This window comes from Myxococcales bacterium (genome assembly GCA_016699535.1).
Classification (GTDB): domain Bacteria; phylum Myxococcota_A; class Polyangia; order Polyangiales.
Genome location: CP064980.1, coordinates 3,144,776 through 3,171,181, shown reverse-complemented (window position 1 = coordinate 3,171,181; position 26,406 = coordinate 3,144,776). Strand labels below are relative to the sequence as shown.

General features: G+C 50.8%; 19 protein-coding genes. 14 read left to right on the top strand and 5 right to left on the bottom strand.

All coding sequences use genetic code 11. The features are described from left to right. Nucleotide 1 precedes the first annotated feature (1 nt). The 9 genes from glpK to smc all read left to right on the top strand — a co-directional run bounded on the left by glpK (nt 2) and on the right by smc (nt 11,806). Nucleotides 2–1,495: a glycerol kinase GlpK gene (gene glpK / locus IPJ88_14980; protein ID QQR89486.1), complete on the top strand. Its 1,494-nt coding sequence runs from the start codon at nt 2–4 to the stop codon at nt 1,493–1,495. A gap of 56 nt (nt 1,496–1,551) precedes the next feature. Then, nucleotides 1,552–2,277 carry a hypothetical protein gene (locus IPJ88_14975; GenBank protein QQR89485.1) on the top strand — a complete coding sequence of 242 codons (726 nt, stop codon included), beginning with the start codon at nt 1,552–1,554 and terminating at the stop codon, nt 2,275–2,277. Continuing rightward, nucleotides 2,237–2,728: a GNAT family N-acetyltransferase gene (locus IPJ88_14970; protein ID QQR89484.1), complete on the top strand. Its 492-nt coding sequence runs from the start codon at nt 2,237–2,239 to the stop codon at nt 2,726–2,728. The genes IPJ88_14975 and IPJ88_14970 overlap by 41 nt, the downstream gene beginning before the upstream one ends. A 127-nt stretch (nt 2,729–2,855) precedes the next feature. After that, the gene (locus IPJ88_14965; GenBank protein ID QQR89483.1) at nt 2,856–4,412 is read left to right on the top strand and encodes a carboxypeptidase regulatory-like domain-containing protein; all 1,557 of its coding nucleotides are present in this window, start codon (nt 2,856–2,858) and stop codon (nt 4,410–4,412) included. Then, the gene (locus tag IPJ88_14960; GenBank protein QQR89482.1) at nt 4,412–6,352 is read left to right on the top strand and encodes a FecR domain-containing protein; all 1,941 of its coding nucleotides are present in this window, start codon (nt 4,412–4,414) and stop codon (nt 6,350–6,352) included. Before IPJ88_14965 ends, IPJ88_14960 begins: the two co-directional genes overlap by 1 nt. A 5-nt stretch (nt 6,353–6,357) precedes the next feature. Next, nucleotides 6,358–7,515, top strand: a complete 1,158-nt coding sequence (locus IPJ88_14955) for a serine/threonine protein kinase (protein QQR89481.1) — start codon at nt 6,358–6,360, stop codon at nt 7,513–7,515. 25 nt (nt 7,516–7,540) lie between these two features. Next, a complete protein-coding gene (locus IPJ88_14950) occupies nt 7,541–8,092 on the top strand; it encodes a hypothetical protein (protein ID QQR89480.1) in 552 nt (183 codons plus the stop codon). Between the two features lie 89 nt (nt 8,093–8,181). Beyond that, the gene (locus IPJ88_14945) at nt 8,182–9,018 is read left to right on the top strand and encodes an AAA family ATPase (protein ID QQR89479.1); all 837 of its coding nucleotides are present in this window, start codon (nt 8,182–8,184) and stop codon (nt 9,016–9,018) included. Nucleotides 9,019–9,022: 4 nt separating this feature from the next. After that, complete coding sequence (gene smc, locus IPJ88_14940; protein QQR89478.1) at nt 9,023–11,806, top strand: chromosome segregation protein SMC; 2,784 nt, start codon at nt 9,023–9,025, stop codon at nt 11,804–11,806. Nucleotides 11,807–11,887: 81 nt separating this feature from the next. Here the strand turns inward: smc and IPJ88_14935 are convergent, their stop codons facing one another. The 4 genes from IPJ88_14935 to IPJ88_14920 form a co-directional block, all read right to left on the bottom strand. Further along, nucleotides 11,888–12,298 carry a ferredoxin family protein gene (locus tag IPJ88_14935; protein ID QQR89477.1) on the bottom strand — a complete coding sequence of 137 codons (411 nt, stop codon included), beginning with the start codon at nt 12,296–12,298 and terminating at the stop codon, nt 11,888–11,890. A 100-nt stretch (nt 12,299–12,398) separates the two neighbouring features. After that, nucleotides 12,399–12,746 carry a hypothetical protein gene (locus IPJ88_14930; GenBank protein ID QQR89476.1) on the bottom strand — a complete coding sequence of 116 codons (348 nt, stop codon included), beginning with the start codon at nt 12,744–12,746 and terminating at the stop codon, nt 12,399–12,401. 495 nt (nt 12,747–13,241) lie between these two features. Further along, the gene (locus tag IPJ88_14925; protein ID QQR89475.1) at nt 13,242–14,108 is read right to left on the bottom strand and encodes a methyltransferase domain-containing protein; all 867 of its coding nucleotides are present in this window, start codon (nt 14,106–14,108) and stop codon (nt 13,242–13,244) included. Then, a complete protein-coding gene (locus IPJ88_14920) occupies nt 14,108–14,752 on the bottom strand; it encodes a HEAT repeat domain-containing protein (GenBank protein QQR89474.1) in 645 nt (214 codons plus the stop codon). The genes IPJ88_14925 and IPJ88_14920 overlap by 1 nt, the downstream gene beginning before the upstream one ends. 253 nt (nt 14,753–15,005) lie before the next feature. Here IPJ88_14920 and IPJ88_14915 point away from each other — a divergent pair, with 253 nt between their 5' ends. From IPJ88_14915 to IPJ88_14905, 3 genes are all read left to right on the top strand, one after another. Next, a complete protein-coding gene (locus IPJ88_14915; GenBank protein QQR92054.1) occupies nt 15,006–16,496 on the top strand; it encodes a sigma 54-interacting transcriptional regulator in 1,491 nt (496 codons plus the stop codon). 200 nt (nt 16,497–16,696) lie between these two features. After that, on the top strand, nt 16,697–18,901 hold the full coding sequence (locus tag IPJ88_14910) for a hypothetical protein (protein ID QQR89473.1): 2,205 nt from the start codon (nt 16,697–16,699) through the stop codon (nt 18,899–18,901). 392 nt (nt 18,902–19,293) lie between these two features. After that, nucleotides 19,294–20,712: a trypsin-like peptidase domain-containing protein gene (locus IPJ88_14905; GenBank protein QQR89472.1), complete on the top strand. Its 1,419-nt coding sequence runs from the start codon at nt 19,294–19,296 to the stop codon at nt 20,710–20,712. 1 nt (nt 20,713) lies between these two features. Here IPJ88_14905 and mfd read toward each other — a convergent pair whose 3' ends face one another. After that, nucleotides 20,714–24,325, bottom strand: a complete 3,612-nt coding sequence (gene mfd, locus IPJ88_14900) for a transcription-repair coupling factor (protein QQR89471.1) — start codon at nt 24,323–24,325, stop codon at nt 20,714–20,716. 234 nt (nt 24,326–24,559) lie between these two features. Here mfd and IPJ88_14895 point away from each other — a divergent pair, with 234 nt between their 5' ends. Together IPJ88_14895 and IPJ88_14890 are read left to right on the top strand one after the other, a co-directional pair. Next, the gene (locus IPJ88_14895) at nt 24,560–25,321 is read left to right on the top strand and encodes a hypothetical protein (protein QQR89470.1); all 762 of its coding nucleotides are present in this window, start codon (nt 24,560–24,562) and stop codon (nt 25,319–25,321) included. Then, nucleotides 25,306–26,403, top strand: coding sequence for a hypothetical protein (locus IPJ88_14890; protein QQR89469.1), 1,098 nt, complete (start codon nt 25,306–25,308; stop codon nt 26,401–26,403). Before IPJ88_14895 ends, IPJ88_14890 begins: the two co-directional genes overlap by 16 nt. Nucleotides 26,404–26,406 lie beyond the last annotated feature (3 nt).

Genomic DNA, 26,406 nt, shown 5'->3' with positions numbered 1-26,406 from the left:
TATGGGAAAGCCTTTTATTCTAGCCATTGACCAAGGAACAACGGGCTCAACTGTTTTGGCCCTCAGTGCGCAAGCGCAAATCCTCACTAAGAGTTATCGCGAGTTTCCGCAGCATTTCCCTCAACCAGGTTGGGTAGAACACGATGCGGAGGAAATCTGGCAAAGTGTTTGCGATTGCATGGCTGAGCTTTTTGAAAAGAGCGACTTGAAGCCAGCCGATTGTGCAGGCATTGGTATTACCAATCAAAGAGAAACGACCGTCGTTTGGGAACGCGATTCCGGTTTGCCGGTTCACCGCGCGATTGTATGGCAGGACAGACGCAGTGCTGAGCAATGCGCAGCGCTAAAGGCCGAGGGCCATGAAGCCTTGTTCAGAGCACGAAGTGGTTTGTTGCTCGATCCCTATTTCAGCGGCACGAAGCTTCAGTGGTTGTTTCAAAACGACGCAGCATTGCTTCGTCGGGCACGAGCGGGTGAGCTTTGTTTCGGAACGATTGATTCGTTCCTTGTCTGGCGTCTTTCAGGAGGCAAGTCTCACATCACGGATGCAAGCAATGCATCAAGAACACTTTTGTTTGATATAGGCAAAGGCCATTGGGACAGCGAGCTCTGTCAGCTTTTATCTGTGCCTGAAGCCATCCTTCCGGAGGTAACCGCCTGCTCTGGTCATTTAGCAAAAACCAACGGACTAGAATCACTGCCCGATGGAACACCCATCGCGGGTATGGCGGGGGATCAGCAAGCTGCTTTGTTTGGGCAGACCTGTTTTGATAAAGGTGATGCCAAATGCACCTATGGGACCGGCGCTTTTCTTCTCGTAAATACTGGGACGCAGCCCCTGCGATCAGAACATGGCGTGCTTAGTACGGTTGCTTGGAAACTCGGCTCTGAGATGACTTATGCTCTGGAAGGTAGTGCGTTTATCGCTGGCGCCGCCGTTCAATGGTTACGTGATGGACTTGGCTTGATATCGGATGCAAGCGAGATGGATCCGCTGGCAAGTTCTGTTCCCGATAGTGGCGAACTTGTGTTTGTCCCGGCGCTTACAGGCCTTGGGGCGCCACATTGGGATCCCCATGCGCGCGGTATGATTACCGGAATAACGCGGGCCTCGTCGCGGGCACATCTTGCTCGAGCTACCCTGGAGGGCATTGCCTTTCAGATTTACGACCTTGCGCGGGCGATGCGCGATGACCTCGGCGAAGATTTACGGAGCATGCGTGTTGATGGAGGAGCCGCCAAAAGCGATTTCTTAATGCAGTTCCAAGCAGATTTACTTGCTTTGCGGGTCGATAGGCCTGAATCGGTGGAAACAACGGCTCTAGGAGCTGCTTATCTTGCGGGTCTAGCCGTGGGCTTTTTCCCTACCTTGGAAGACATTCGCAAAGTTCATCGTATTGATAAATGTTTTAATCCTGTGATGAAAACGGAGGAACGAGAGAAAAAACTCAAACTTTGGTCAACAGCCTTAAAACGCGTGATGGCCACTGCTTAATAAGAAGACAGCGCTTTTTTTTGTGTTATTCTAGAATTCCTAACCTTAGCGAGACTATGCAATCAACAACCTTACGAAAAGTACCGATAGCCTGGGAGCCGCTTGAAGACGCTTTTGAAAATAATGCTCCGGAAGTTCACAGCTATTTGCATTTGATAACCGGTGAAGTTATCCGCGTTGTCGACGGGGTTGCCGATCCAGCGATGCATGCCCGTATCGCAGCAGATATGAATTATCAGCGTATCGAAGCGGTTTCTTCGCGTGAGCAATACCGCTGGATGGAGCGTTTTAACGAAAGCGTGCTCGACGATGATTTGCGGCGTCGCCTCAATGGTGCCATCGACGGAAAAGGTGCCTTCCGTAGGTTTAAAGATTTGCTGATGAATTTCACTGAAGAACGCGAACGTTGGTTTACCTTCCGCTCAGAACGTCTTCGACAGTGCATGGAGGCCTGGCTCGCCACACACGGAATCGAAGCCATCGTCCGTCCGGAACCAGTCCTTGCTGAGCTAAACGACGAAAAGCCCGACGAAGCAGAAAAAGAGCTTTCGGAAGAATCCGATGGCAAAGGCGTGAGCAGCATGGCCCCGCGACAGCGTCTTCGTGAGATTGTTGAACGTGTTCATCCGGCGGACCTTTCTACCGCAGTTGCCTACGTCGAGTTCCTTGTTGCTCGGCGTGCTTCTGGACTTCCGATGCCAGAAAGCTCTGCTGGTAGTCTTGAGTCTTTGGAACATCAGAATGCCGTCGACAAAACAGCCGATAACGGCAATAACGACTGAAGCTTCGACTTTACGCATCGCACGACTCAAGCGTGATGGTTCTGAATCGGCGGTGCTTAAGAGCTGGCTTGCGCAACTTGAGCATTCCAGCGATAGGCAACTCTTCGCGAAGTGGTTTAGGCTTCCGCAGCTTTCGATCTGGATAGCTGCTCCTCTTGCAGACCTTGAGCCGCGAGCTTTGGCGGTGGGTAGGTCTACCGCAGAGGAATACGAGCTCTATCAGTTGATGACAATTGATCAATACCGCCGCCAAGGGCTGGCTTCGGTGTTGCTCGGGCAGATGTTCGATGATTTGCGAAAAGATGGCGTCAAACAACTATTTCTTGAGGTGCGAGCCGACAACCATGCGGCGATCAAGCTCTATCGCTCCATGGGTTTTGAGCTGTTACAAACTCGCCCCGCCTACTATCCAGACGGAGCAGATGCGCTCAATTTGGGGTGCGATTTGTGATTTTGTGGTGAGCAATGTGGGACAACCTGCGTATCTAGCCGCTTTTACAGTAGAACGTAGTCTTTTGTTGGACAGAACCTTGACGCATTCATTGCTATTTTTTTCACTTTTCGGCTAAACTACTTGCATGCGTTGGCACACCAAGAGGCTGGTTGGGGCATTGATATTGGTTGGGCTTTGTTTTGCGCCGCATGCTGCGCTAGCACAGCATCAAAAAACCCAAGTCCAAAAACGAGAACTGGCTAAGAAAAATGGCGTCGGCCTTAGCCTTGATGCCCTGCCGGGCTTGTACCGTGTTGGCATTGCCAAAGATCAAGACCGTGGACTTGGTCTTGCTGGCATGGTGGGCTTTGGCTACACCGAAGGTGTGCTTGATGACAACGACTCGCACAATCGGTTCCTAGGCCGAACGAGTCTGTCGGTACGACCTTTGCGTTGGTTAAGCTTTGCAGCCACCGTTGACGGACGTTTTGATAAGCATTCGAGCGATACGGGGAGCGATGACGGGCTGGTTGGTGATCCGCGGCTTCGAGTTCGTGCCGGATCCGAAGTGGCAGACGGCTTGAGTATTGGTGCTCAGTTCGGCGTGCTTTTACCTGGGGCAGTAGCTCCGTCGATCGAACTTTCAGCGACTACCTTGGAAGCTTTGTTGCTTGGTAGCTATGAATTTGGAGACAGTGGTCTTTCTTTGGCGCTCCAGACAGGTTTCCGTTTGGACAACTCTGCGGATTCCGCGAAGAACGCCGATCAACTCAGCCGAGCAGATCGGTTATCGCTTGGTGTAAGTGATTTTAATGCTGCACTAGTTGGTCTTGGTTTGCTGTGGCAACTCGGTGACTTTGAGCTGCTCGGTGAATGGACTTGGGAGCCATTGCTTGGCTCGGGTGCTCCGCCGATGTCCAAAGCACCCATGCGCATCAATGCAGGTGGGCGCTGGCAGCCTTCGCGCAGCCTGCCGTTGGCACTCCATCTTATAGGCGAATTTGTGCCAAGTTCGCGCCCAACCGTGGACGTCGGTGAGCCACTAATTCCTGTTGAGCCGCTTTTCACTGTAATGGCAGGGGCTAGTTATCTCTTTAGTTTCGAAGATGAGCCTCATATCGTCGAGACTCCCAAACAGCAAGAAGAAGTGAAGCCTGAAAAGAAGGAGCCTGCCAAGCCCACCACAGGTATTGCCACAGGCCGGATTACCGACAAAGTTGGCAATGGTTTGCAGGCCACAATCACGTGGAAACAGGGACAAAGCGAAGGGCAAATCGTGACCAATGCAGATGGCAGCTTCACACAAGCTGAGCTACCGCAAGGCGCGCTTGAGTTATCGATTGCCGCCGAGGGTTATCGTCCCGCGACCCAATCGCTTAACATCGTTGCAGGCAAGAGTGTGAAAGTTAGCGTGACTCTTGATGAAGACCTTCCTGTTGGACAGATCCGTGGATACATTCGCTCGTACAGCGGTATCGGTTTGCGCGCCACGGTACGTATTGAGCCGCTGGGTACAGAACTTAAAGCGGATGAAAACGGAAGCTTTGAAATTGATGTGCCTCCCGGTGACTATCGCGTCACCATTGAGATGGACGGTTATCGGGATCAACACCGCAGGGTCCGTGTGCAGGAGCAAGGCGTGACCGTGCTAAACATTGACTTGCGCGAATCGAGCGGTGCGAAACGTCGAAAGGCTCGGTAATGTTGCTTGGAGCTAGATCAACTCTCAGTGCTGCCATTGTTTTGAGTCTCTTCTCGTTGGGGTGCGATACTTTTCGTGGTTGTGGTGTCGAGAAAATCGCCGAGCTTGTCCAAACAAAAAATAAAGTGCAGCGTGACTACGCAAGTAAGCAGGGCAGCTGGAAAAAGGCAAACACGGGCGATAGCTTTATCATCAATGATGGAGTTCGCACTGCACGTGGCTCAAGCGCAAAAATAATGTTCACCTCAGGTAGCGGTGTAAAACTCGGCGAACTAACACGGATACGCTTTTTGTCCAAAGCTCCTGGACGAGGCGATGGAAGGATTAGTGTTGAGGCTGGTGAAGTGGTGCTTGAAGGTGGCGGAGGCGGTTTGCAACTCAACACGTACGTTGGCGTGGCCTATATCGAGGCCGGCTCCCAAGTTGAAGTTCAAGTCAATGGCGACAAAATGAAGTTTCTTGTTTTGGTAGGCCAAGCTTCGATTGAGGGAGCTGATAGTTTGAGTTTTGGTGCAGGGCAGGGCGTTGTGCTTGAGGTGGGTGGCGCTATTCTCGAACGCCTCGGAGGCGATGAAACAGAGGAGCCTATTGAAGAGCCACCTGCTGAAGAGCCGTCATCGGATACCGTGGAAGTTAACCTTAAAGGGCGTGCCGCTCGTGTGCGCGCTCCGGGAGAGAAAAGCTGGAGCACCGTAGAGCCTGGTAGCATCGAAGTTGTTCCGGGAAGTGAAATCAAGATCCCACGAGGGGCAACCGTTGAAATCCGACGCGCTGGGCAGTTTGCCGAAGTCAAAGGTTTAGCCGATATCGTTGTGGCTCCAGAAGGGGGCGCTTTGCTTAAGGCTGATCGTGGCACGTTAAGTGCAGAAGCAACGGGTGAAGCTGTGCAAGTTGCTCTTCCCGGCGGTGAAATGGTAGCGCTTGGATCGGGCAGCACAGGTGTATCAAATATTGAAGTGGGTGGTCGTTATTCCGACATAACGGTCCGCAATGGCAACGCGCAAGTCAAAGGTAAGGACGCATCGGTTGATTTGTTGGGCGGCGAGAAGGTACGCCTCACGCATAGCGGAATGCTTGAGGTGCTTACAAAAATTCCGAAGTATGCTGATTTTTCCATGCCCGCAGGAGAAAGCGCGACCGTTCACGATACCTCCGCTCCCACGGCGATACGCATTTTATTTGAGGACAAGTGCAACGGTGAAGGCATGGTAGAAGTTGGTAGTAATCGTGCATTTTCGCGATTGCTTATGAGTTCTCCTGGAAAAGGAAGCGCTATAATTTCGGCAAATCCTGGTTCCCTGCACTACCGATTGCGTTGCATGCGCTCCGGCGGCACGGAAGCCTCCAAAGCCGTAGCCTCCGGAACGATTCGTGTTTCCCGCGATGCGGGCAGCCAACAGATACCGAAGCGTGCCCCGCGAAACACAGTCGAAGCGGATGGTCGAAAATACACGGTTCTCTATCAGAATCTTTTGCCGGAATTGAGCTTTATTTGGTCAAGGGCACCGAAGGGTGGCTCGTACACCTTGCGTCTTGAGCCACAAGGTTCAGGAAGTTCCAAGACGGTGACTGCCAATGCTGCCAAATACACTTTTGATGCTGGGGAAGTCGCTGAAGGGACATACAACTGGTGGTTTGAGAGTAAAGACGGAAAACGATCTGCCACAACGGCACTTTCCGTTGCTTTTGACAATGCGGCTCCTGCTGCGTTTTTGCGTGAACCCTCAGGGACGATACCGGCCGGGAGCGCAAGCGTGACGGTATCTGGAGCCGCTGTCGATGGTGCTAAGGTAAGTGTTCGCGGCACACCGCTCCAAACCGATTCCCAGTATCGTTTCAAAGGTGACGTTGGACTATCCGGAGATGAACGATCTGTTGCCATCCGTATTTCTCAGGCGCAATATGGTGTACATTATTATCTAAGGTCCATTGCCCAGTAGAACCATTGAGGTACCCAGCTGACGAATTTGTTGGCCGTTTAGTTTTAGGACGCTACCGCATAGTTGGCGTGCTGGCCAAAGGTGGTATGGGCGTCATTTACCTCGCACGTAGTGAGGGCGCTGCTGGTTTTGTAAAACCTGTTGTTATCAAACGCATTCTTACAGACCTTGGTGACGATAGCTCAATGGTTAGCATGTTTAAACGTGAAGCTCGAATCATGTCGAACTTGCGACACCCGGGCATTGTGAGCGTTATCGATTTTGGACGTGACCACCGTGCGTATTTCATGGTGCTCGACTACATTCATGGTTTTCATCTTGGCAGGTGGCTGCGTTACACCCAGGGGACTTCAGGTCCATTTCCCGTCGAGTTTGCCATCCATATTGTGATTCAAGTGCTTGATGCGCTTCACTACGCGCACACGCTGACCGCTCATGACGGTACAGTGCTGCAGGTCGTTCACCGCGATGTTACGCCGTCCAATGTATTGTTGGACGTAGAAGGTCATGTAAAGCTAGCGGATTTTGGTATCGCAAGAATGCGAACGGATGCCACCGATGTTGGCACGGGAGAGGCTACTATTAAGGGTAAGTTTCCCTATCTTGCGCCTGAGATACTTCATGGAGGGGATCCTTCGCCGGTTTCGGATGTCTATGCCTGCGGCGTCGTGCTTCATGAAGCCCTGATTGGGCGAAACGTTTTTCGTGCACCGAATTTCTCAGCCACTGTTTCTAGAGTGCTGAACCACCAACCAGAGCTTCTGGAAAGTGTCCGGCAAGACATTCCTCCAGGACTCAGCGATATTATTAACAAAGCACTTAACAAAGACGCGACCCAGCGTTTTCAGAGCGCATTAGAGTTCGCGCAAGCTTTGAGGCAAATGCGCACCGGGAATGCTGAGCAAACTCAGGCCAAGCTTGCTGAAGCAGTCGCTAAGGACTTTTTTGATCCTCACATGTCGGAGTTGTTGGGGGCGGATGATCTTAGCGATCTTGATCGTGCTTGGCGCGAGGCACCCGACACCTCTTCCGATTTTCGCGAAGCAGCCTATATATCGTCCAGGCCACCACCGTCCGATAAATTTCCAAGCATACCTATTGTTCTAAGTAACGAAGGCGAGTTCGGAGACGATACCGACTCGGTGGTCGTTAAAGGCGCCTAGCAGGGCATGGAAAATCTGGGCAACTGTGGCTGCGTTCGCCTTGCTGCTGCTTGCGGGTGGAGTGGTTGCTGTTGTTTTGTCCACCCCTCAAGAGATCTACAATACAAAGATTGTTTATGTTCAAAGTACGGGCGTATCGGAGCAGAAAACAGAAACTGCCACCGAACAAACTCCAGAGCAACCAAGCTCTGCAGACAATCAAGAGCAAGTTCCCGAAAACAAAGACCCGGTTGAAACGACGAAAAAGACTCAACCTATCGTAAAAAAGACGCACAAAGCTAAAGTCTCAGCCGAAGTCGACATTGCTCAGTTGTCTGCGACCGTACAAAAACGGCATGAGCAGCTTGATCGTTGCTTTCGTCAACACGCGGACGATACCACGCAAGATGTGCAAAATGTATCACTGCGTTTTTCAGTGAGCGAAAGCGGGGCGGTAGAGTCCGCTGCTGTATTGCCAGCGGAGGTGGGGCGATCGCCTTTAGGCCGTTGTCTGCAATCGGTGGCCCAGGCAATTAACTTCGGCGCTCAGCCAAAATCGCTTTCTTTCCGGATTCCTGTCAGTCGCAAGGCGATCTAGCTTCTCTTGGCCCTTGTTTTGCGTTGCAAAGGGCTGCTTTGGGTGCTACCCCACCAAGTCACTCTTTTGCTTACAGGTGTTGGTAATTCATGCGCATAAAGCGGCTTGATATTTGTGGTTTTAAATCCTTTGTTGATCGAACGGTGTTTCGTTTTGATGAGGATATTATTGGCATTGTTGGCCCGAACGGTTGCGGCAAGTCCAACGTGGTGGATGCCATTCGCTGGGTCATGGGCGAGCAGTCTGCCAAGCACCTAAGGGGCAAGGCCATGGAGGACGTTATTTTTAACGGCTCCGAGCAGCGGGCGCCTCATGGCTTTGCGGAAGTTGCGCTGACCTTCGATAACGCCCAAGGCCTAGCGCCCGAGGAGTTTAAGGACTATTCCGAGATTACTGTGATGCGTCGCTTGGATCGCTCTGGCGAAAGTGACTACTTCATTAATAAGGTTCCTGTACGTCTGATGGATGTGACCAATTTGTTTTTGGGCACGGGTATTGGCACCAAGGCTTATTCCATCATTGAGCAAGGTCGTGTTGGACTTATCGTTTCAGCAAAGCCGAAAGATCGTCGTCACTTTATTGAGGAAGCAGCTGGCATTACTAAGTTTCAAGCACGAAAACGAGCTGCGGAACGAAAAATGGATCACACGCGTCAAAACCTTTTGCGTGTGAAGGATGTCATCGTTGAGCTTGAGCGAAGCCTAGCGTCACTGAAGCGACAAGCCCAAAAGGCAGAACGCTATAAAAACTACAAAGAAGAATTACGATCTTTGGAGCTTCATGCTGCAACACACCGCTGGCTTGAGCTTACTGCTACCGAAAAAGCCGTGGCGGGTTCGCTTTCTGAAGCCCAAAAGCAGCTTCAGGAAGTCCGTCGCGAACTTGCTGTGCGTGAAGAGGCTTTGCAAGAGGCGACAGGGCATTGATGCCTTGGGCAAAACCGTAGAAGAGACTCAGAAACACGCGTTTGAGTCCGAAAACGCTGTGCATTTGCTTGAAAGCCAAGTAGCTCATCAGCTCGATCAATTGAGCAGCCTTCGTGAGCGTGAAGAGCAACTGGAAGGTGATCTGGAGTCTGTTTCCGAAAAACAATCGAATTTTTTGAAGGAACGCGAAGAGCTTGAGCTCGGATTGAAAGAAGCTCAGCGCGCAGAGCATGAAGCTCAGCTAGTGCTCGAGCGAACAGTTACCGAACTGGAACACAAACGGCAACTGCTTAGCGAAGCTCAAAGCAACGTTGAGAATGCAAAAGAGCAACTCACTCGCTTGCAAGCTGAGTGTGCTTCGCATGAGGCGCAAAAAGAAGCAGCGTTGCTTCGTAAGCAAGAGCTTCAAGCGCGTTTGGAGCGGATTCGCGGTGAAAAAGAAGAAATCGAGCAGAGCATGGTGGCGGACCGAAGCTCTGCCGAAGAAACAAATGCTCGCATCGAAGGTCTAAGTGGCGGCCGTTCGCAGAGCAAAGAGCGAAAGCAGGAGCTCGAGACAGAACTGGATGGTTTGCGCGCCCAGGCGATTCAAAGCGAACGAACGCATGATGCATTGCGTGCTTCGGTGATTGAAAAGAAATCACGGCTAGCTTCTCTTGAGGAAATCTGGCGCCAGTTTGAAGGTTTTGATTCTGGAACCCGATCGGTCATGAACCATTTTAGTCGCCATGAGGAGAAGGATCCAAGTCATGCTGTGGTTGGCATGCTTGCTGACCGAATCGATTGTCCAGAGGAGCTAACTCAAGCGCTTGCGGCCGCTCTCGGCGAGAAGCTACGTTGTATTATTGTGCCGGAACTTTCCTCGAGCACGCCTATCATTGAATATCTCAGCGAAGGTAAGCATGGCCGTGCAACCTTTGTGGCTAAGCAAGCGGTAGCTGCACCAGAGTCTTGTGCCGATCTCAATGACTCGCGAGTTGTTGGGAGACTGCTGGACAGTATCTTGGTTTCGGATGAAGATCGCTCTCTTGTTGAGCGCTTTTTGGGCAAGGTGTTCATCGTAAACAGTCTTCAGGCTGCGATTGCTCTTCACGACAGCCATCCGGGCTATGATTTTGTGACGCCGCAAGGCGACTTCCTTGATTCAGAAGGTTTGCTCACTGGTGGTGGCCTTGAAGAGCAGGGGGCGCACGTCTTGCAAGTCAAGCGTGAGGTTAAGGCTCTATCCGAGGCGCTCGCAGTAGCCCAAGCGCAGCTTCATACCGCGGAGGCCACGCATACGAATGTGCGTAAGCAAATTGCTGAGATCGAGGCAGCCACCGAGGCAGCCCAGTCCGAAGCTCACGACACCGAACTCGCCATGGTTGAAGCGCAATCGAAGTTGCGGCAAGCGGAGCAGTCGATTGAGAATAAATCACGGCGACTGCAATTGCTTGAGGAAGAGCAAAACGAAATTCGGCTTACGCTCGAGAGTTTGGAAGATAAGCTTTTGTCATTGAACTCGGATCTTGAACGTTCCAAAAGCAGTAGACAAAGCATCGAGCAGGACATCGAAGTTGCGATCCAAGTTTACAATGATCGAAAAGAGCACGAAGAGACGCAGTCCAAGGTGGTTACCGATCAGCGCGTGACCTCGGCTGAGCTTCGCCAAAAGAGCCAAGGTGAGCAGAGCTCTGTTGAACGTCTAAGCCGCTCCTTGCAGGAGCTAGAGGCGCAATCGGCAAAACTTCGCGAAGACCTTGAAGAGGGTAAGCTTAAGCAAGAAGAGATGTCGTTGCGCATAAAGCAAAGCAGGGAAAATCTTGCGGAACGCAAAGAGCAGCGCATTAAAGACAACGAGGAGCTTGAGCGTGTGAAGCATGCTTTTGATGAGGCACGTCAGGAGCTTTCTTTGAGCGAAGAAGAACTCAAAGGCCTTCGTGGGCGTATTGAGGAAGATGCGAGTGTCGCTGGTGAACTAGCGATGAAGCAACGCGAGGCGACGCTTGGGATTGAGCATTTGCTGGATCAAATACAGGAAAAACACAATGTCGATTTGCGTTTTGTTGTATGCGATTTTCATCACCTTGAGGTTCCGCACCATGAGCAACGCGCTCGTGCTGAGGAGCTCAATCGCTTACTCAGTCGCATGGGAGAAGTTAACCTTCTGGCCATCGAGGAGTTTGAAGAGAAAAACGAGCGCTATGTGTTCTTGACCGGGCAGCAGAGCGACTTGGAGTCAGCTTTGGAGCAGCTTGAATCGGCCATTCGAAAGATGAACAAAGAGAGTCGGAAGCTTTTCAAAGAAGCTTTTGATTCAATTAATACACGCTTTCAGAAGGTGTTCCCCGCGATGTTTGGCGGCGGTAAAGGCGAGCTGGTTCTTACCGAGCCGCACGACTTGCTTGAGACAGGCGTTGACATCATTGCCAAGCCTCCTGGTAAACGAATTGGTTCAATCGAGCTCATGAGTGGTGGTGAAAAAGCGCTTACAGCGGTATCGCTTATCTTCTCGATTTTTCAGCACAAGCCGTCGCCTTTCTGTTTACTCGATGAGGTGGATGCCCCGCTTGATGAGGCGAACATTGATCGCTTTAACGAAGCCATTCGTACCATGTCTGGAGAGTCGCAGTTCATTATCATTACGCACTCGCGCCGGAGCATGGAACTTACAGATCGCCTATACGGTGTAACCATGGAGGCGCCTGGAGTCTCTAAGATGGTTAGCGTGCAATTACACCGCGAGGATAAAGAAAAAATACCAAAAAAAGCCACTGGCGCTGAAAGCGATGCGCTTAGCTTGAACTGACATTAAAAAAACCGCTTGGCCCCAGAGGGCGAAGCGGTCTCTTATGTCATGGAGTGGTCCGATTTTTTCGGCGTCAACTAACTATGCGCCAAGTGGGTCGAAGTCCGCAGTTTTGTCTTCAATTTTGGCGGCTTCATCAGCCCCTGGCATAGGCTCTTTTTGCTCGTTGATATTTGGCCATGCGGCAAGCTTGTCTTCTTCAGCGGCCGCTACTAAATGCTCCGGCCAACCTGTTGTGTCAGCGTCGGATGCTTCTTTGGCTCCGGATAGCACGGCATTAATTTCGATATAGGGCTTCCATTTTTCAGGAACGGATGAGTCATCGAAAATTGCCTTGGTAGGGCATTCCGGCTCACAAGCGCCGCAATCAATGCACTCATCAGGGTGAATCACGAGGGAGTTTTTCCCTTCGTAGAAACAATCCACTGGGCAAACTGCGACGCAGTCGGTGTATTTACATTTGATACAAGGCTCTGCAACAATATAAGGCATTTCCGCTACTCCTCTGTCTCAGTACCGAGCTTTTAGCGTTCTTCAGCCAAAAGCGCAAAGGTAGTGTTGGGCTTTTTCGTAGCGCTAAGTTGAGGGGAAACTAGCCCATAAGGTAGCGGAATGTTTCCATGTGGCAGCTAAGCACGTAAAGATAGGTGCCCAGCACGGCAAAGGAGCCGATTGCTGCGAGTAGAGTGCGGCTACGCAGCATCCAGAGAAGCATGACACCCGATGAAACCAAGAAAATTTTAGTGAGTACAAAGGGGATGGAACCCAGATCTAAAACATGAGCCATGAAGGGATTGGCTTCAACTGCCCAGCCCATGTGAACCGCCCATAATGTTAGACCGGCATCGGCAAGATTAATAACCAACACAGTTGCAAGTGCACCCCACATTAAGCTGTGGCGATTCAAATCAAATGAGGGTTGTTGGTTTGTAAGTTCCATTCTGAGACTAAGTAATGCAAGAGGTGTTCCAAAACGATCGTCTGTGAAAATGATTGGATAATTTATAGAAAAAGTGGAACGAAAGGTGCTCTGATCTGCGAGAAGGACTTAAAAGTGTGCCATATGGAAGCTAAATGCCTGTGCATGTATGCCCCAGTGGGGTCTATTGTCCGCAAGGAGTAGGCGTTCACGGCATCTTGATTGGGAGAGCTTCTAGCGAGGTTTATCTAGCTTCGGCTTACGTCCTCGGCCCTCGTCAGCAAGTACAGACAACAGCACTCTCGCGTGGCTGTGATGTCCGCTTGACCGTGCTTCCTTGGTCCTGTGAGAGTGTCTCGGGCAGAGTTTTAGCAGAGCGAATGCGGAGTGAACTGTGGGGCCCTAGACCTGCCGAGAGCCTAGAAAAACCTAGCGAAAATGTGTTTGCATGCGGAGCTACTGCGCTTGATTTGCTGGGTCCTGTTGTTCCGCTCTGAAGGATGACCTAGCGAGGACTTATTTTTGATCGGGGGTTGGCGTGGTAGGTTTTTTTGCTTCTAAGGTGATGAAGCGGAGAGTGAGGGGGATGGTTTGGCCTTCGAAGTAGGCTTTTAGGCGCTGTTCAAGGTTGAGGAAAAGTGTGTCAGCGTCGCGGCTAACCTCACTGATCCATTTCCATTCTTGAAGAGCTACACGACGAACGACCGGATCGGAAAACAGGTCGGAAGGACGATCGAAACTAAGAGAAAACTCGTGTTCTTTGACATCGCTAATTTCGAAACCAAGGGCTTTGAAAAAATCGACGAATTGTTCTTTATTGACGTAGCGCTCGGCGATGGTCTCGGTACGGTGCGTAAGACGCGAGTTATTCTCTTCGTGGCTAAGCTCACGCAACATATCGAGCACTTCTTGAAACGATCCGGAACAAAGTCGCGTCACGATAATGCGACCGCCGTTTTTTAGGGTTCGATAGATTCGCCGAAAGTCTTCCTCGGGACTAGGTAACTCGTCAAAGGCCAAGTTGGCGACGATGGTGCTGAAGACTTCTTCTTCAAAGCGCCACTGATCTGGATGGGAAAGCGCCCCGAAAAACAAACGTCGGCCGGTTTCCTTGGGCGCTTTACTGCGTGCGATGCCAAGCAATTCTGGATCGCTTTCCAGGGCAATGATTCGGGCTTTAGGCCCAAGACGTTTTAGCAGCTCAAGGGTCAAAGAGCCGGTACGGCAAGCCAAATCAAGAATGCTTTCGTTACTTCCCGCTTCAATCTTGTCCAAAATCGAAGCCCCAATGCGCAAGATATAACGGGGAGCTACTAAGGTGTCGAACTCAGCAGCATCCAGGGTCGAGCTGGCTTTCCAGCTGAGTGCATCGGCGCCGGACACTAGGAAAGGTCCTCGTCTGGGCTGATCAGGCTGAGCGCTTCTGAGGCCAGATCCCCGATGGTAGTCGTTAGTTCCTCATCGTCATCGTACAAAGTAACGGCTCGTGGATCTTGAGCAAGTGCCTGCAGGGCTGGCTCAGCGCCAGGTTCACCTAGCGAAGCAAGCGCTTCGATTGCGGCGGCGACGGTTTCTGAATCGGGATGCTTTAGAAATTGGCTTATCAAAGAAAGCGCACTTGCTTCGCCAACTTCAGCAATGATGAACGGCAACTCCTGCATGCTATGGCCCTTGTGATTCGTTGCGATCCTGGCTTCGATGCGCCGAGCGACTTCGCCGTAGCGTTCATAGGACAAATCCAATAAGGCCTCGCACGCAATGGTCCGTAGGTTGGAGCTCTCTTCGTCTAAGATCTGAAACAAAGCGTCAATGGTTGCGTTGCTTGGACACTGCGCGCATAAATCGCTCAGTCGTCGAAGCCGTCGTTCTGCTTCGTCGCGATCAGCGAGTTGGCATGCTTTGCTCACTTCCTCACTTAGGACAGAAGCAAGTTGTTTTGTATCCGATTGGTCAAGCAGTTGAGTTTCGGCTGCGTCGGCTCTGCGATCGGCCTCGTAAATCGATTCAAGAAGTGATTGGGTATCCATGTTATTCCGTAGGGGTGCGAAGTGTAAGAGAATGTGCACTGCTTTTGGATGGTGTGCAACGTTATTTTCCTCGGAAAAAAGCGGAAGACAAGGCGAAAATCATACTTGGAATCCGCATGAATTGGCCGGGGGCCCTCGCGCTAAAAACATACTTCCAGGGTCGAACAATGCACGGCGTTTCAGGGCGAAAAGGAGAAAACCGGCCGATAAATAGCCATTTTACCCTTCGTTAATGCTAAAATCGGCAAGGATGATGGACGACGTTAAGACTGAAGATTCTTTGCAGACAGGAACCTTCCGCGGCACTCAAGTACGTGACGATGGAACAGGGCCGGTGCTGGTGGCACATCGTCAGCGCGTTGTTGTTGTTGATGGGCCGGATAAAGGCAAAGAGATTGAAGTTAATGCGCCCCGTCTCTCCATAGGCGCAGCGTCCAGTAACGACCTTTCGCTCAGCGATCCTGCTGTAAGTCGTCATCATTGTGAGATTACCGTCAAAGATGATCGCTACGTCTTGCGGGATTTGCAATCGACCAATGGCACCCGGCTGGGTGACACCCCCGTCCTTGAGGCTTTTCTTAGCCCGGGCTCCAGAATCCGCATTGGCTATACGGAAATCATTTTTGAGCCGAAGAAAAAGTGGGTGCGCATTAAGGAGCCCATCGCGGATCATTTTGGTGAACTGTACGGCTGCTCCAATGTGATGCGTTCGATTTTTGCGCTGCTTTCGAAAGTCTCGCCGACAGACCTTTCGGTGGTGCTGATTGGTGAAACAGGCACGGGTAAGGAGCTTGCTGCACGTGCTATCCATCAGCACAGCAAACGCGCTAAAGGCCCTTTTGTCGTTGTCGATTGCGGCGCGATGAGTGCTAACCTGATCGAATCTGAGTTGTTTGGTCATGAAAAGGGCGCGTTTACCGGAGCTGACAAGCTTCGTGCGGGTGCTTTCGAAGTCGCAAACGGCGGCACCATCTTTTTGGATGAAGTCGGCGAGCTTCCTTTGGATTTGCAACCTAAGTTGTTGAGAGTGCTCGAACGCCGTGAGATTAAGCGCTTGGGTGCCTCTAAAACCATGGAAGTCGACGTGCGGGTGATTACAGCAACGCACCGTGACTTAGCTCAGATGATTCGCAACGGACGCTTCCGTGAAGATATCTACTACCGTCTTGCTGAAGTTATCTTAGAGATGCCAGCTCTGCGTGATCGTCGTGAAGATATTCCTTTGATCATTCGCCATATGCTTGAGCAGAACCAGGAAAAGTGGGGCGGTATTTCTGATATTGAACCTGCGGCTGTTGAGTACCTGATGGGACGTCCGTGGTCTGGTAACGTGCGCGAGCTTCGCAACGTGATTCGTCGTGCAGCTACGCTGGCTTCGGGCAGCACACTAAAACGCAATGATTTATCGGCTCCACCGGGGGCTCGCAGCACAAGCGTACGCCCCACGGGTCGCGCGAGCGTACGAGCGGCTGCGATACGTCCTTCTTCCCTTCCTGAGGTTCACTCCGAAGCTCGTTTGACCTCGCCTCCGCTTCCACGGGATCTCGGTGTGCAGCTGCCCATCAAAGAAGCTCGTGAAAAATGGCTTGAACCCATGGAACGTGAGTATCTGATCCGTTTGGTGCAACGCTGCGACGGGGATCTTGGCCGCGCCGCAGATGAAGCTGGTCTGCACCGTAAATCGCTTGAGCGTTTGCTGAGGCAGCGCGGCATCAAAGCTTCGGACCTAAAGGGTAAATCATAAGCTGTCTTTTTTTTAGGGCTTTTACGCCACTGTTGGCATTAAATAAGCAATTTAATGCCATTTTTGTCATGTTCCGTTTTTTGAGCGATTGTCTAGCCTGACGCGCTTTTCGACTGGGTGGATATGATTCTCACTGCCCCCGAAGCTCCGATACCGCGTTGCTCTTGAGCTGCTTACCTGTGTCGGCCTATCGTGCGCGGATGTCAACTACGCAAATGCCCAAGGTCTTGCGCATCGCAAGCGGAATCAGCGCGCTTCTTGCTTTGTTATTGAGCGTGACTTTTATCTGGCTCGTCCCGTGGAAGAGTCAAGGAATTAATATCGCGTCTCTTATGATCGCATTCGCTTACGCCCTAAGTGCTTTGAGTTTGTGGCGAGGTAGCCGTTTTGGTGTTTTGCTTACCACCTATCTGAGCATGCTACTTTTGCTGTGCTGCTTTGTCGTGGTTGCCGCGCTTGTTTCATCGGCTTTTTACTTGCAGGGAATTTATGGTGACTTTGGTTATGGCGCTGCGATTGTGGCCTTTATGGTAAGTCTCATCATTTTTCAGTTGCTTGGTCTGATACCTCTGTTGCAACTTTGCCTGCTTCGTACTCAGGCAGTGCGCAGCCATTTTGGATTAAAGATACCGATAAAGCGTCTTGGTATAGGGCTAATCAGCGTGCTCATCGTGTGCCTACTCGCTGTGGTTTATGGCACGCATTTGAATCGCGATGTGCAGCTATCGTATCGGCTTCGAACTTTGTGCGGCAAGGCTCTCTATGCAAGTCTTGTTCATGACGAGCCGGTTGATATACGCGCTCTGAAATACGCGGATATCAGTAGTCACGCATTCGTCGTGAGTGTTTGGCAGCACGGTAAGCTGCTGGCTCGTCACGTCGAAACAAAGAAAAGTTTCTACGAGATGATGCGTGCGATTCAGAACAAGCTTTATGCAGGAGTTCCTGCTCTGGATGTTGAGCGGCCTTTTACGTTAAAAATGGACCGCATTGGGCAGACCAAAGCCGTTTGGTTTGCAACGACCCCCTTGCTTTCCTTGTCGGTTCGACCCGGTATTGACGCTTTGCTATCCGAGCAGCGCATGCTGTTGCCGGACGATATGCTAAAAGCCGGCGTGTTTGGCAGTGCGCCTTTAATTCCAAAGATTCGCGAGGTGAGGCTTGGTATCAATCGCCAATGGGTTTACGAGCAACTAGGAACCTCGCAAGAGCATCCGCTTTTACGTGCGGCGGTTGAGAGTTTTTTGTTCGCGCAGGGACGGACGCGTGGAGTCTACCGGGGAAACACTAAAGGACCGGTATCTGGCAAAGAGAACTTGCGAAAAGCGGCCATCGCCGGCGGCGATTTTATGCTCCGGCAGCTTCGTTTGGATGGGCGTTTCAATTACGTGTATCTGCCCATGAAGGATCAAGCGCACCAAGGTGCGGTATACAGTGTGCCTCGGCATGCCGGATCGGCCTATAGTTTGGCTCAGCTGTGGGGCCAAACAAAACTGCAACGTTTTCGTGTTGGAGCACAACGGGCCATGTTCTGGCTTTCAAAGCATGTGCGTCGTCGTTGTGGTAGCCCGCAGGCGGCTTGCGTTGTGTTTCAAGGTGAAGTCACCCTGGGCTCTTCGGCGCTTAGTGCCATTGCGGGGCTTGAATACCAGCGTAAAACCTCCGATACGCGTTTTGCTGAGCAAAACAGAGCTTTGTTAAATTTCCTGCTTGCTATGCAGCAAGACAACGGCGATTTTTTTCACGGCTACGATCCTCATCGCAAGCAAATCGACAGGCAAAGCAAGAAGATGTTTTATAGTGAAGAGGCCGCTCTTGCTTTGGTTCTAGGCTATAAGGTTTTTGGCGATAAACTCTTTCTTAGTGCTGCGGAAAAAGCGTTGGATTTTCTCACCACTGAGAAATACAGTTTCTTCTTGGGCTGGTTTGTTTACGGAGCCGATCACTGGACGTGCATTGCTGCGGAAGAAGCGTATCCTGCCTTACAAGAGCAACACTATCTTGATTTTTGCGAGGGCTATGCCGACTTTTTGTCGCGTTTGCAATACGCAAAGCAGGGTTGGGATAATCGTGATTTTTATGGTCACTACGGTGTGGGCGCTTTGATGGTTCCTCAAGCAGGCGCAGCTGCCGGTTTTACGGAGGCCATGGTTTCGACTTATTTGCTAGGCAGATACCATGGTCGAGTAAACGAGGAGGTTGAAAAACAAGTTCAAGCAGCGACTGATGCTTTAATTCGTGAACAAGTCAGAGCAGACAATAGTTATTTGTTTCAAAACCCTGAAGCAGCGCGTGGAGGGTTTCGGCGCTCGCTTGTGGAGCCCGAGATGCGTATTGATTTTACACAGCATGCGACAAGTGCTTTACTACGAGCCTCGCTAATGCATGAGGGAAAAGAAGGGTAGAGTTTCGTGTTTGCTTTTGTCGGAATCGCTTTGTCGTTTGTATGCAGTGCATGGGTGTACCGAGTAGCACAACGGACCAAACGCTCACGTTTGATCGCTCTTTTGCCTTTGGTGCTGTTCTTTTTTTCAAGCACGCTGGTTGCGTTGTTGGCGACTTATTTCAAATGGGGCAACTGGGCCCGGTTTTTTGGCGTTAGCTTGGGTATTTTTTTCGCGCTCATTGTTCCGCTGACCCTATGGCGAGCGGCTAGTGCTATGTCTCAAAAAGATTGAGCCGGATGGCACCGGGCAGCTGGTGTCGACGAGCCCTGGTGTACAGACACCACAGTAGCACCGCTTTGGCTGAAAACATTAGATATTTCTATGGCGCGCTTCTTGCTTGCTAAGGCTGTGTGCTTTTCAATAAATCTTACATCCACCTCCTGTTGATATGCAGTTTCGCCGGTGCATGCGCAGAGCGGGACTATGCCGTAAAGGAAAGTTCCGATGCGGTGCAGGGCTATGTCTACGATGGACTAAGCAACACGGTATCTATTCACTATTGGTGCCCTGATTTGCTCGGGACTGCCGATGCGGAAGTGAGGGCTACAGGTGTTGTGCTTGATCCTTCAACCCCCTATGTTTTGACAGCGGCACACGTGCTGACGGCCATTGGCTATATTAAATCCAAATGCACGGCAAAAATGCCCAAGCTTGAAATTACCTATTATGGCAAGATGCTGCCCACTAAGCGAGTGCTTCCTCTTAGCGGTGCGGTTGTAAAAACATTTTATCACCCAAGCGTGTTTCGTTACGGAGGCGTTAACGGAAGTGACGATTGGCTTCGTGATACAGAAAGTCCAAACACCGCGGACCTTGGTCTTTTGCAAGTGGATATGAGTATTCAGGGGCTGGCTCAACGAGAGTCTCTGCCAATGGACATGCAGCCGATTTCGATTGCTGATGAAGCTCCTTCGATTCCCTCTACCTATTATGTGGACGGTACAATGGCAGACGGTGCTCCGTTAGAGCAACTCGATTCGGCGGTTACATCCGCTCCGCGTATTTCAAAAGAATACAACTTTATATCGTCACTCTATCTGAGTCGTTTTTCCACCGATTTGAATGAAACCACGGATGCTGGTGACTCTGGTGCGCCTGTCTATCAGCTACAGGAAGGGAGCGTAAGGCTTTTTGCCATTCACAATCTGATATCGCATCGAACATTAAGCGAACTTCAGGACCATGCAGTTCGCGATACGGTGCGCACGGTGATGCCCTATTTTCTGGAGTATCTGGAAGACCTCAGTGCGAGTGGCGACGCTACGCTCGTAGCGCGCGCCAGTCGTGCAAGTCGCGTCGATGGTCAATCCTTTTGGGGAGGGGTCTCTGCAAAGGAATGGATTGGAAAAGTGGTCGAACAATGCAGCGGTCAAGTCGACATGGACAGTGATAGTTGCAATGCCAGAATTCTTTGCGCTAACCCGTGGAATCAAGAATGGGGCTTGAAAGATGGCTACTGCGTGCCGAGCTGCGGTCAACTGGGAAAGCAGATTGCTTATCGCTACTTGGACCTTGCAAAACCGGAAGAGTTTGCGGGGCAAAGTTGGCGTTTGGCTGGTGTCAATGGTCCTCAAGCTATTGAAAGCTATCAATCGAGTCCCGACCCTTGGGTCCGTTTAGATAGTTTCCAAGGTTTTCGGGTCGATGCCTACGGCACCTGGCTATACTCACCAAGTGCAATGACTAGCGATTGCGATGCTTGCTTTTTGCGTATTGGCTGCGTTCCCAACGATGATCCCGGTAATGGAAAGATAGTCGAGTGTCCTTGATCTAGAGCTGCTTGAGTGTATCCAAAACACGAAGCACAAACTCAACGGTGTCTTCTTGTTTGTGAAGTTCTTTTTTGCTCTTGCGGTAGCTTAGCTTCATGTCAGGGCTCAGCGTCAAGCTGTTCGGGGATTGATGAATGAGCGTAGTGAGCTTAACGGGGTCGAGTTTAGTGTTTTCACTTAGGTGCAAGGTGATGCGCATGCGGTTAGCTTCACACCCTAAAATGTAGAGTTCGCGTAATACAGGTTTTAGGCCCATCACGCGAAAACACTGTCGAGCTACCTCAGGGAGTGGTCCAAAACGTTCTTGCATTTCTTCCGCAATCTCGTCCATGTCGGATTGACTGTCGACATCGGCTAGGCGCTGATAGAAACTTAAGCGTAAACCGACATCGTCGATGTAGTCTTCCGGGATATAGTGCTCGACGTCCAGGCTTAGTTCAGGATCAATCGGATGCTCAACGCTTTTGCCTTGCAGCAGTGCTACGGCATCTCCAAGCATGTGGACAAAGAGATCAAAGCCAATCGCTGCAACATGCCCGCTTTGTTCTGCACCCAATAAGTCCCCAGCGCCACGTTGATCCATGTCGAGTGATGCGATGCTAAAGCCAGCGCCGAGATGCGAGAAACGCTCCATCGCCTCGAGGCGATTACGCGCATCCTCGCCAAGGCTGGCCATAGGAGGAGCCAATAAGAAGCAGTAGGCGCGTTCTTTTGAACGACCTACGCGGCCTCGAAGTTGATAAAGCTGGCTCAGTCCCAACATTTCTGCATGATCGATGATGATGGTGTTGGCTTTGGGAATGTCTAATCCGCTCTCAACAATTGCCGTGGAGCAAAGGACATCAATCTCGCCTGCAACAAAATCAGTCATAATTTTTTCCAGCGCAAGCGCTTTCATCTGGGCGTGAGCAACGGCAACGCGAGCTTCTGGAACAAGTTCTGCAAGACGTTTAGACCGTTCATAAAGACCTTCGACACGGTTGTAGACAAAAAAACACTGCCCTCCGCGGTTGAGCTCGCGACGAATTGCGTCGCTGATAAGATGGTCATCCCAGGCTGAAACAAAAGTCCGTACAGCGCGTCTATCGCTGGGCGCCGTGGTAATAAGAGAAAGATCACGCACTCCGCCCATCGCAAGTTGAAGGGTGCGCGGAATAGGTGTCGCCGTCAGCGTCAAAACATCGATGTGGGTCCGTAGTTCTTTGAGGCGCTCTTTGTGCGTAACACCAAAACGCTGCTCCTCGTCGACGATAAGTAGTCCTAGGTTTTTGAAATGGACATCTTTTGAAAGCAGACGGTGAGTGCCAACGACGATGTCGCATTCTCCTTTTTTTATTTGAGATAAAGTTTCGCTTTGAGTTGTTTTAGGCACAAATCGTGAAAGTACCCCGATGGAAAAAGGGTAGTTAGAAAACCGATCTCTAAAACTCTGGTAGTGTTGTTGTGCCAATACAGTGGTAGGGCATATCAAGGCGACCTGCTTGCCGGATTCGGCTACTCGAAACGCTGCGCGCATGGCAACTTCTGTTTTTCCAAAGCCAACGTCGCCGCAGACCACGCGATCCATCGGAATGGTGCGTTCTAAATCCAAAAGCACATCGTCAATGGCCTGCTTCTGATCCGGTGTCTCTTCGTAAGCGAAACTTGCTTCGAACTCTGAAAAGTCGGTAGTTGCTGGGCCAAGAGCCTGCTTTTTTTCGAGTGCACGTTCAGCGTAAAGTCGTAGCAACTTGTCAGCCAAATCGGCGACCGCTTTTTTTACACGCTTTTTCTTAACCGAAAAACTTTGGCCGCCCAAACGATCAAGTTTGGGCTTGCTGCCTGCTTGGCCCGAAAATTTTTGAACTTGGCTTAGGCGTGTGACCGGTAAAAAGAGCTTTGCGTTTTCGGCATACTCGATGACCAACACTTCGATATTAAGGGGCTGACGGCCTTGCATTAATTCCATGCGCGTTGGCATCAGCGACTTTTTTTCCAAGCCACGGTACACGCCGATGCCGTGCTCATGGTGCACTAGATAGTCACCGACTTTGAGCGTGCGTAGATCCTGCACAAAGGCTTTGTCTTTTTTTACGGTCGTTGTGGACTTGCGGTGGCTGCGGGCGCCAAAGATTTCCTCTTCGGTTAGGAAAACAAGACCCTGCTGGGGCCAGATAAAACCGTCTGCAAGTTTTCCCAACACAATCTGAAGTTGTTTCGTTTGGTCGTTAGAGGTTCTGTTTTTAGAGAAATTAGATGAAAGAGATGGTTTTTCAAAACCCATGTGACTAAAAATGGAAGCCAGTCGTTCCGCTTGCTGCTGATGCCTAGCACTTACCGCAACAGCAAAGCCATAGTCGTGCCAATCGTCGATGCATTGCTTCAGAGGCGTAAGGACATTCTTCTTTCCTAAAGTTTTACGGCGAGCGCTCAATGCTGTGCTGAGTTCGCGCTGATCCGTGCTTCCAAAGTGAAGTGCTTTGGAGCTTGCTGTGCGCGTTTCTTCAAAAGGCAGTGCGGCGTTTTTTGCAACATCTCGGCGGTTTATCGAAATCGTTTTTGCCTTTGTTGTGTATGCGATAGCTTGCTCCGGTGAGTCGAGCAGTTCATTCATGTTGAAAATGGGATTCTTCTCAGCATGCTTTGCGTCGTGGTCGTCTTGAGCGTTCTGCCAGTAGCTTTGCCATGCATCGAAGATTGCTGGAGGATCCAGCAAAATGATCTGCACATCGGAAGGCAGATAGCTATGGATGCTGCTCAGCGTATCGTAGTAAGCAGGCAAAAAGCCGTCGCTTCCTGGAAAAAGACGTCCGGTTGTTACTGCATCGAGAAGGGGCCTGACTTTACTCGATGGAAAATTGACTGCATCGCATAACGTTCGCAAACTCGTTTCGGCTTTGCTTCGCTCGTGGGGTGCTGTGCTGAATAGGCGCGCGGGGAAAATATGCGTCTTTGGCTGTGTCGACAGTGCCCGCTGGGATTCCACATCGATGGCTTTGATGAGCCATACTTCATCGTCATCAAATTCAATACGTGCAGGTGTGCGTTCGGTGGGCGAAAAAACATCAACGATGCTTCCCCTGACACTGAAACTTCCTGGATCTTCGACAGCAGGGACACGAAGATAGCCAATGTGGGACAAGTGACTGATGAAATCATCACGATCGACGATTTGCCCCTGCTCAAGTGTAAGCGAAAAACGCTGTAAGGTTTTTGGTGGAGGGAGCTTGGGGAGCATGGCGGTTGCGCCTATAAAAAGTGCGGATACTTGCTCGCCGAGACACAGCCTCCCAAGTGCATCTAGGCGTTGCATGGCCACGTTTTGGTCGGGAATTACCTCAACGTAGGGAGAAAATTCATATCCTGGGTAGATGAGGGTGGCTTTCTTAGTGTTTTCTTGTGCAAAGAAGCCAAAATTTTCACGAGCTCGTTGGGCTATGGTGTCATCCGGGCACACCCATAGCTGCATGCGCTTCGTCTGCTTGTACAAATCCGAGAAGAGTAAGGCTGCCGCACCTGGAGCTAGGCCGGTCAGTTGCCAGCTTTGCTTTTTAGCTAATGCTAAAAGCGCCGCTTCTTGGTTAACGTGCTCGGGATCGAAGTCTAAATCTATCGGAGAGCTTTTCACCAAAGAGGGCTCATAACGTAGCCAGACGCTCGAGACAAGCCAAGACGGCTAAAAAGCGGGCGATTCGAGAGCTGCTCGATCTAAATATTGTGATGAAACGCTGACACTGTCCTGGAACAAAACAAACCTTGAGGGAGTAGCTTAGGGCTCAATTGCAAGGTTCCGTTGAGGGAAGCTTGGGTGAGAGGCTTTAAAGAGCGCAAATCGCGATGCGCCTCACACAGAAAGGAGACAGGCATGTCTCAAGAAACACATAAGTTCTTTATCCCTGTTATGGGAACGGGTTTTACCATCGACTCCATATTGCGCGTTGGCAAGTACGGCATCTCTTCGGTAATGTCCTTAGTTGATGACCGTCTTATTGACAAAGTTCGGTGCCACTATGCAAAACAATGGGGACTTTCAGATAAAGCCGTGCCCAAGCGTGGTTCCGTGGACCGTGCGAAGCGCATACAGCTCTATCTTGAGCTTTGCACTGATGTTCTTTGTCGCCAGGTGACTGAGCTTCAGGCCCAGCCTTTTGCGCCGGGCAATGACAAGTCTCGATATTTTCGCTTGTTGCCCGATACGAATCCCGCAAAAGCACAGTTCTTACGCTACATGGAGCGAGCTGCCGATCAGCCTGATGCAGAGGAAGAAAAGGCACTCAATCAACATATTGTTCCTGGGCGCATTGGTTGCAACATCATGACCAAGTTAGACGGTGCTTGGTTCGATCGCGATGGTAAGCGCATTGAAACCGAGCTGTCCGATGCCAAAGCTGCGATTCTGGGTCTTGCCGAAGCAAAGGGCGACTATGAGTTGGTGCTATCAGCAGGCGTGAATCCGACACTCTTCGGATACCTCGAGAGTTTTTCTGGATTCTATCCGGATGAACATGGGCACACCGCAAAGAAGATTATCTTAAAGGTCTCTGATCTCAGGTCTGCTTTGATTCAAGGCAAGCTTCTTGCGAAAAAGGGCTTCGCGTTGCCGAGTTTCGCGTGGAGTCCGGTCTAAACTGTGGTGGTCATGCCTTCGCTACGGAAGGGCATCTACTCGGGCCTATCCTTAGGGAGTTTCAAGAAAAGCGACAAGAGTTTGACGCGCTTTTCGAGCCATTTATCCAAAGCTATTGTGAGAAGAAGAACTGGCTCTATCAAGCACGTGATCCTCAGGATCGTATTCGGCTGACAGTGCAGGGCGGAATCGGAAATGCTGCTGAAGTTGCTCGGCTTGTAGAGTCTTTTGGCTTTGATGCCACCGGTTGGGCCAGTCCTTTTCTTTTGGTGCCGGAAGCCACTGCACTTGACGATGCAACTCGAGAGAAACTTGAACGTGCCGGTGAAAAAGAGCTTGTCCTTAGCGATGCCTCTCCCATGGGCGTAGCGTTTAACAACCTCCGTGACTCGAGTTCGGAGTTATGGTCCGAGAAACGCATTGCAGAGGGCACACCTGGATCTCCCTGTCCCAATGGACACGTTTGCTTTAATTCGGAGTTTGATGGCAAGCCGCTGTGTTTAGGCTCGAGGCAATACATGAAGAAAAAACTGGAGTCTCTTGGCTATGAGCAAGCCCCAGCCCGAGCTGAGGCAAACGAGGAGATTCAGGCCATCTACAACAAGCGCTGCATCTGTTCTCATTTGGGCAATGGTGCGTTGATCGCCCTAGGTATCGCTCATCGTAACGATTTGCCTGTGGCTATTTGTCCCGGACCAAACCTTGCTTATTTTGACAAGAGTTATCGTTTGGAAGAAATGGTGGATCATATCTACGGTCGAGGAGAAAGTCTGGTTCCCCAGGACCGCCCCCATATGTTTGCAAAAGAACTAGTGCTCTACATGGATCATTTAGAAAAACAAATCGACAAGCACCTTCAGTTGGACGAAGCGATTCCTAAGTCGCTTGAAGTATTCAGACAAAATTTAGAAAAAGGCATCGAATTCTACCAAGAACTGGCAACGAGCAAGGTGTATCCTGGAGAAAACATCAAGTCTCTTGAGACAATCTGTTTGCTTCAAAGAAAACGCTTGAGTCAATTGTTCGCAAGCCAAAGCGCGGCAGCTCGTCGGCCGGCTGAAGTCACACAGTTTTCAGTCTAAAGG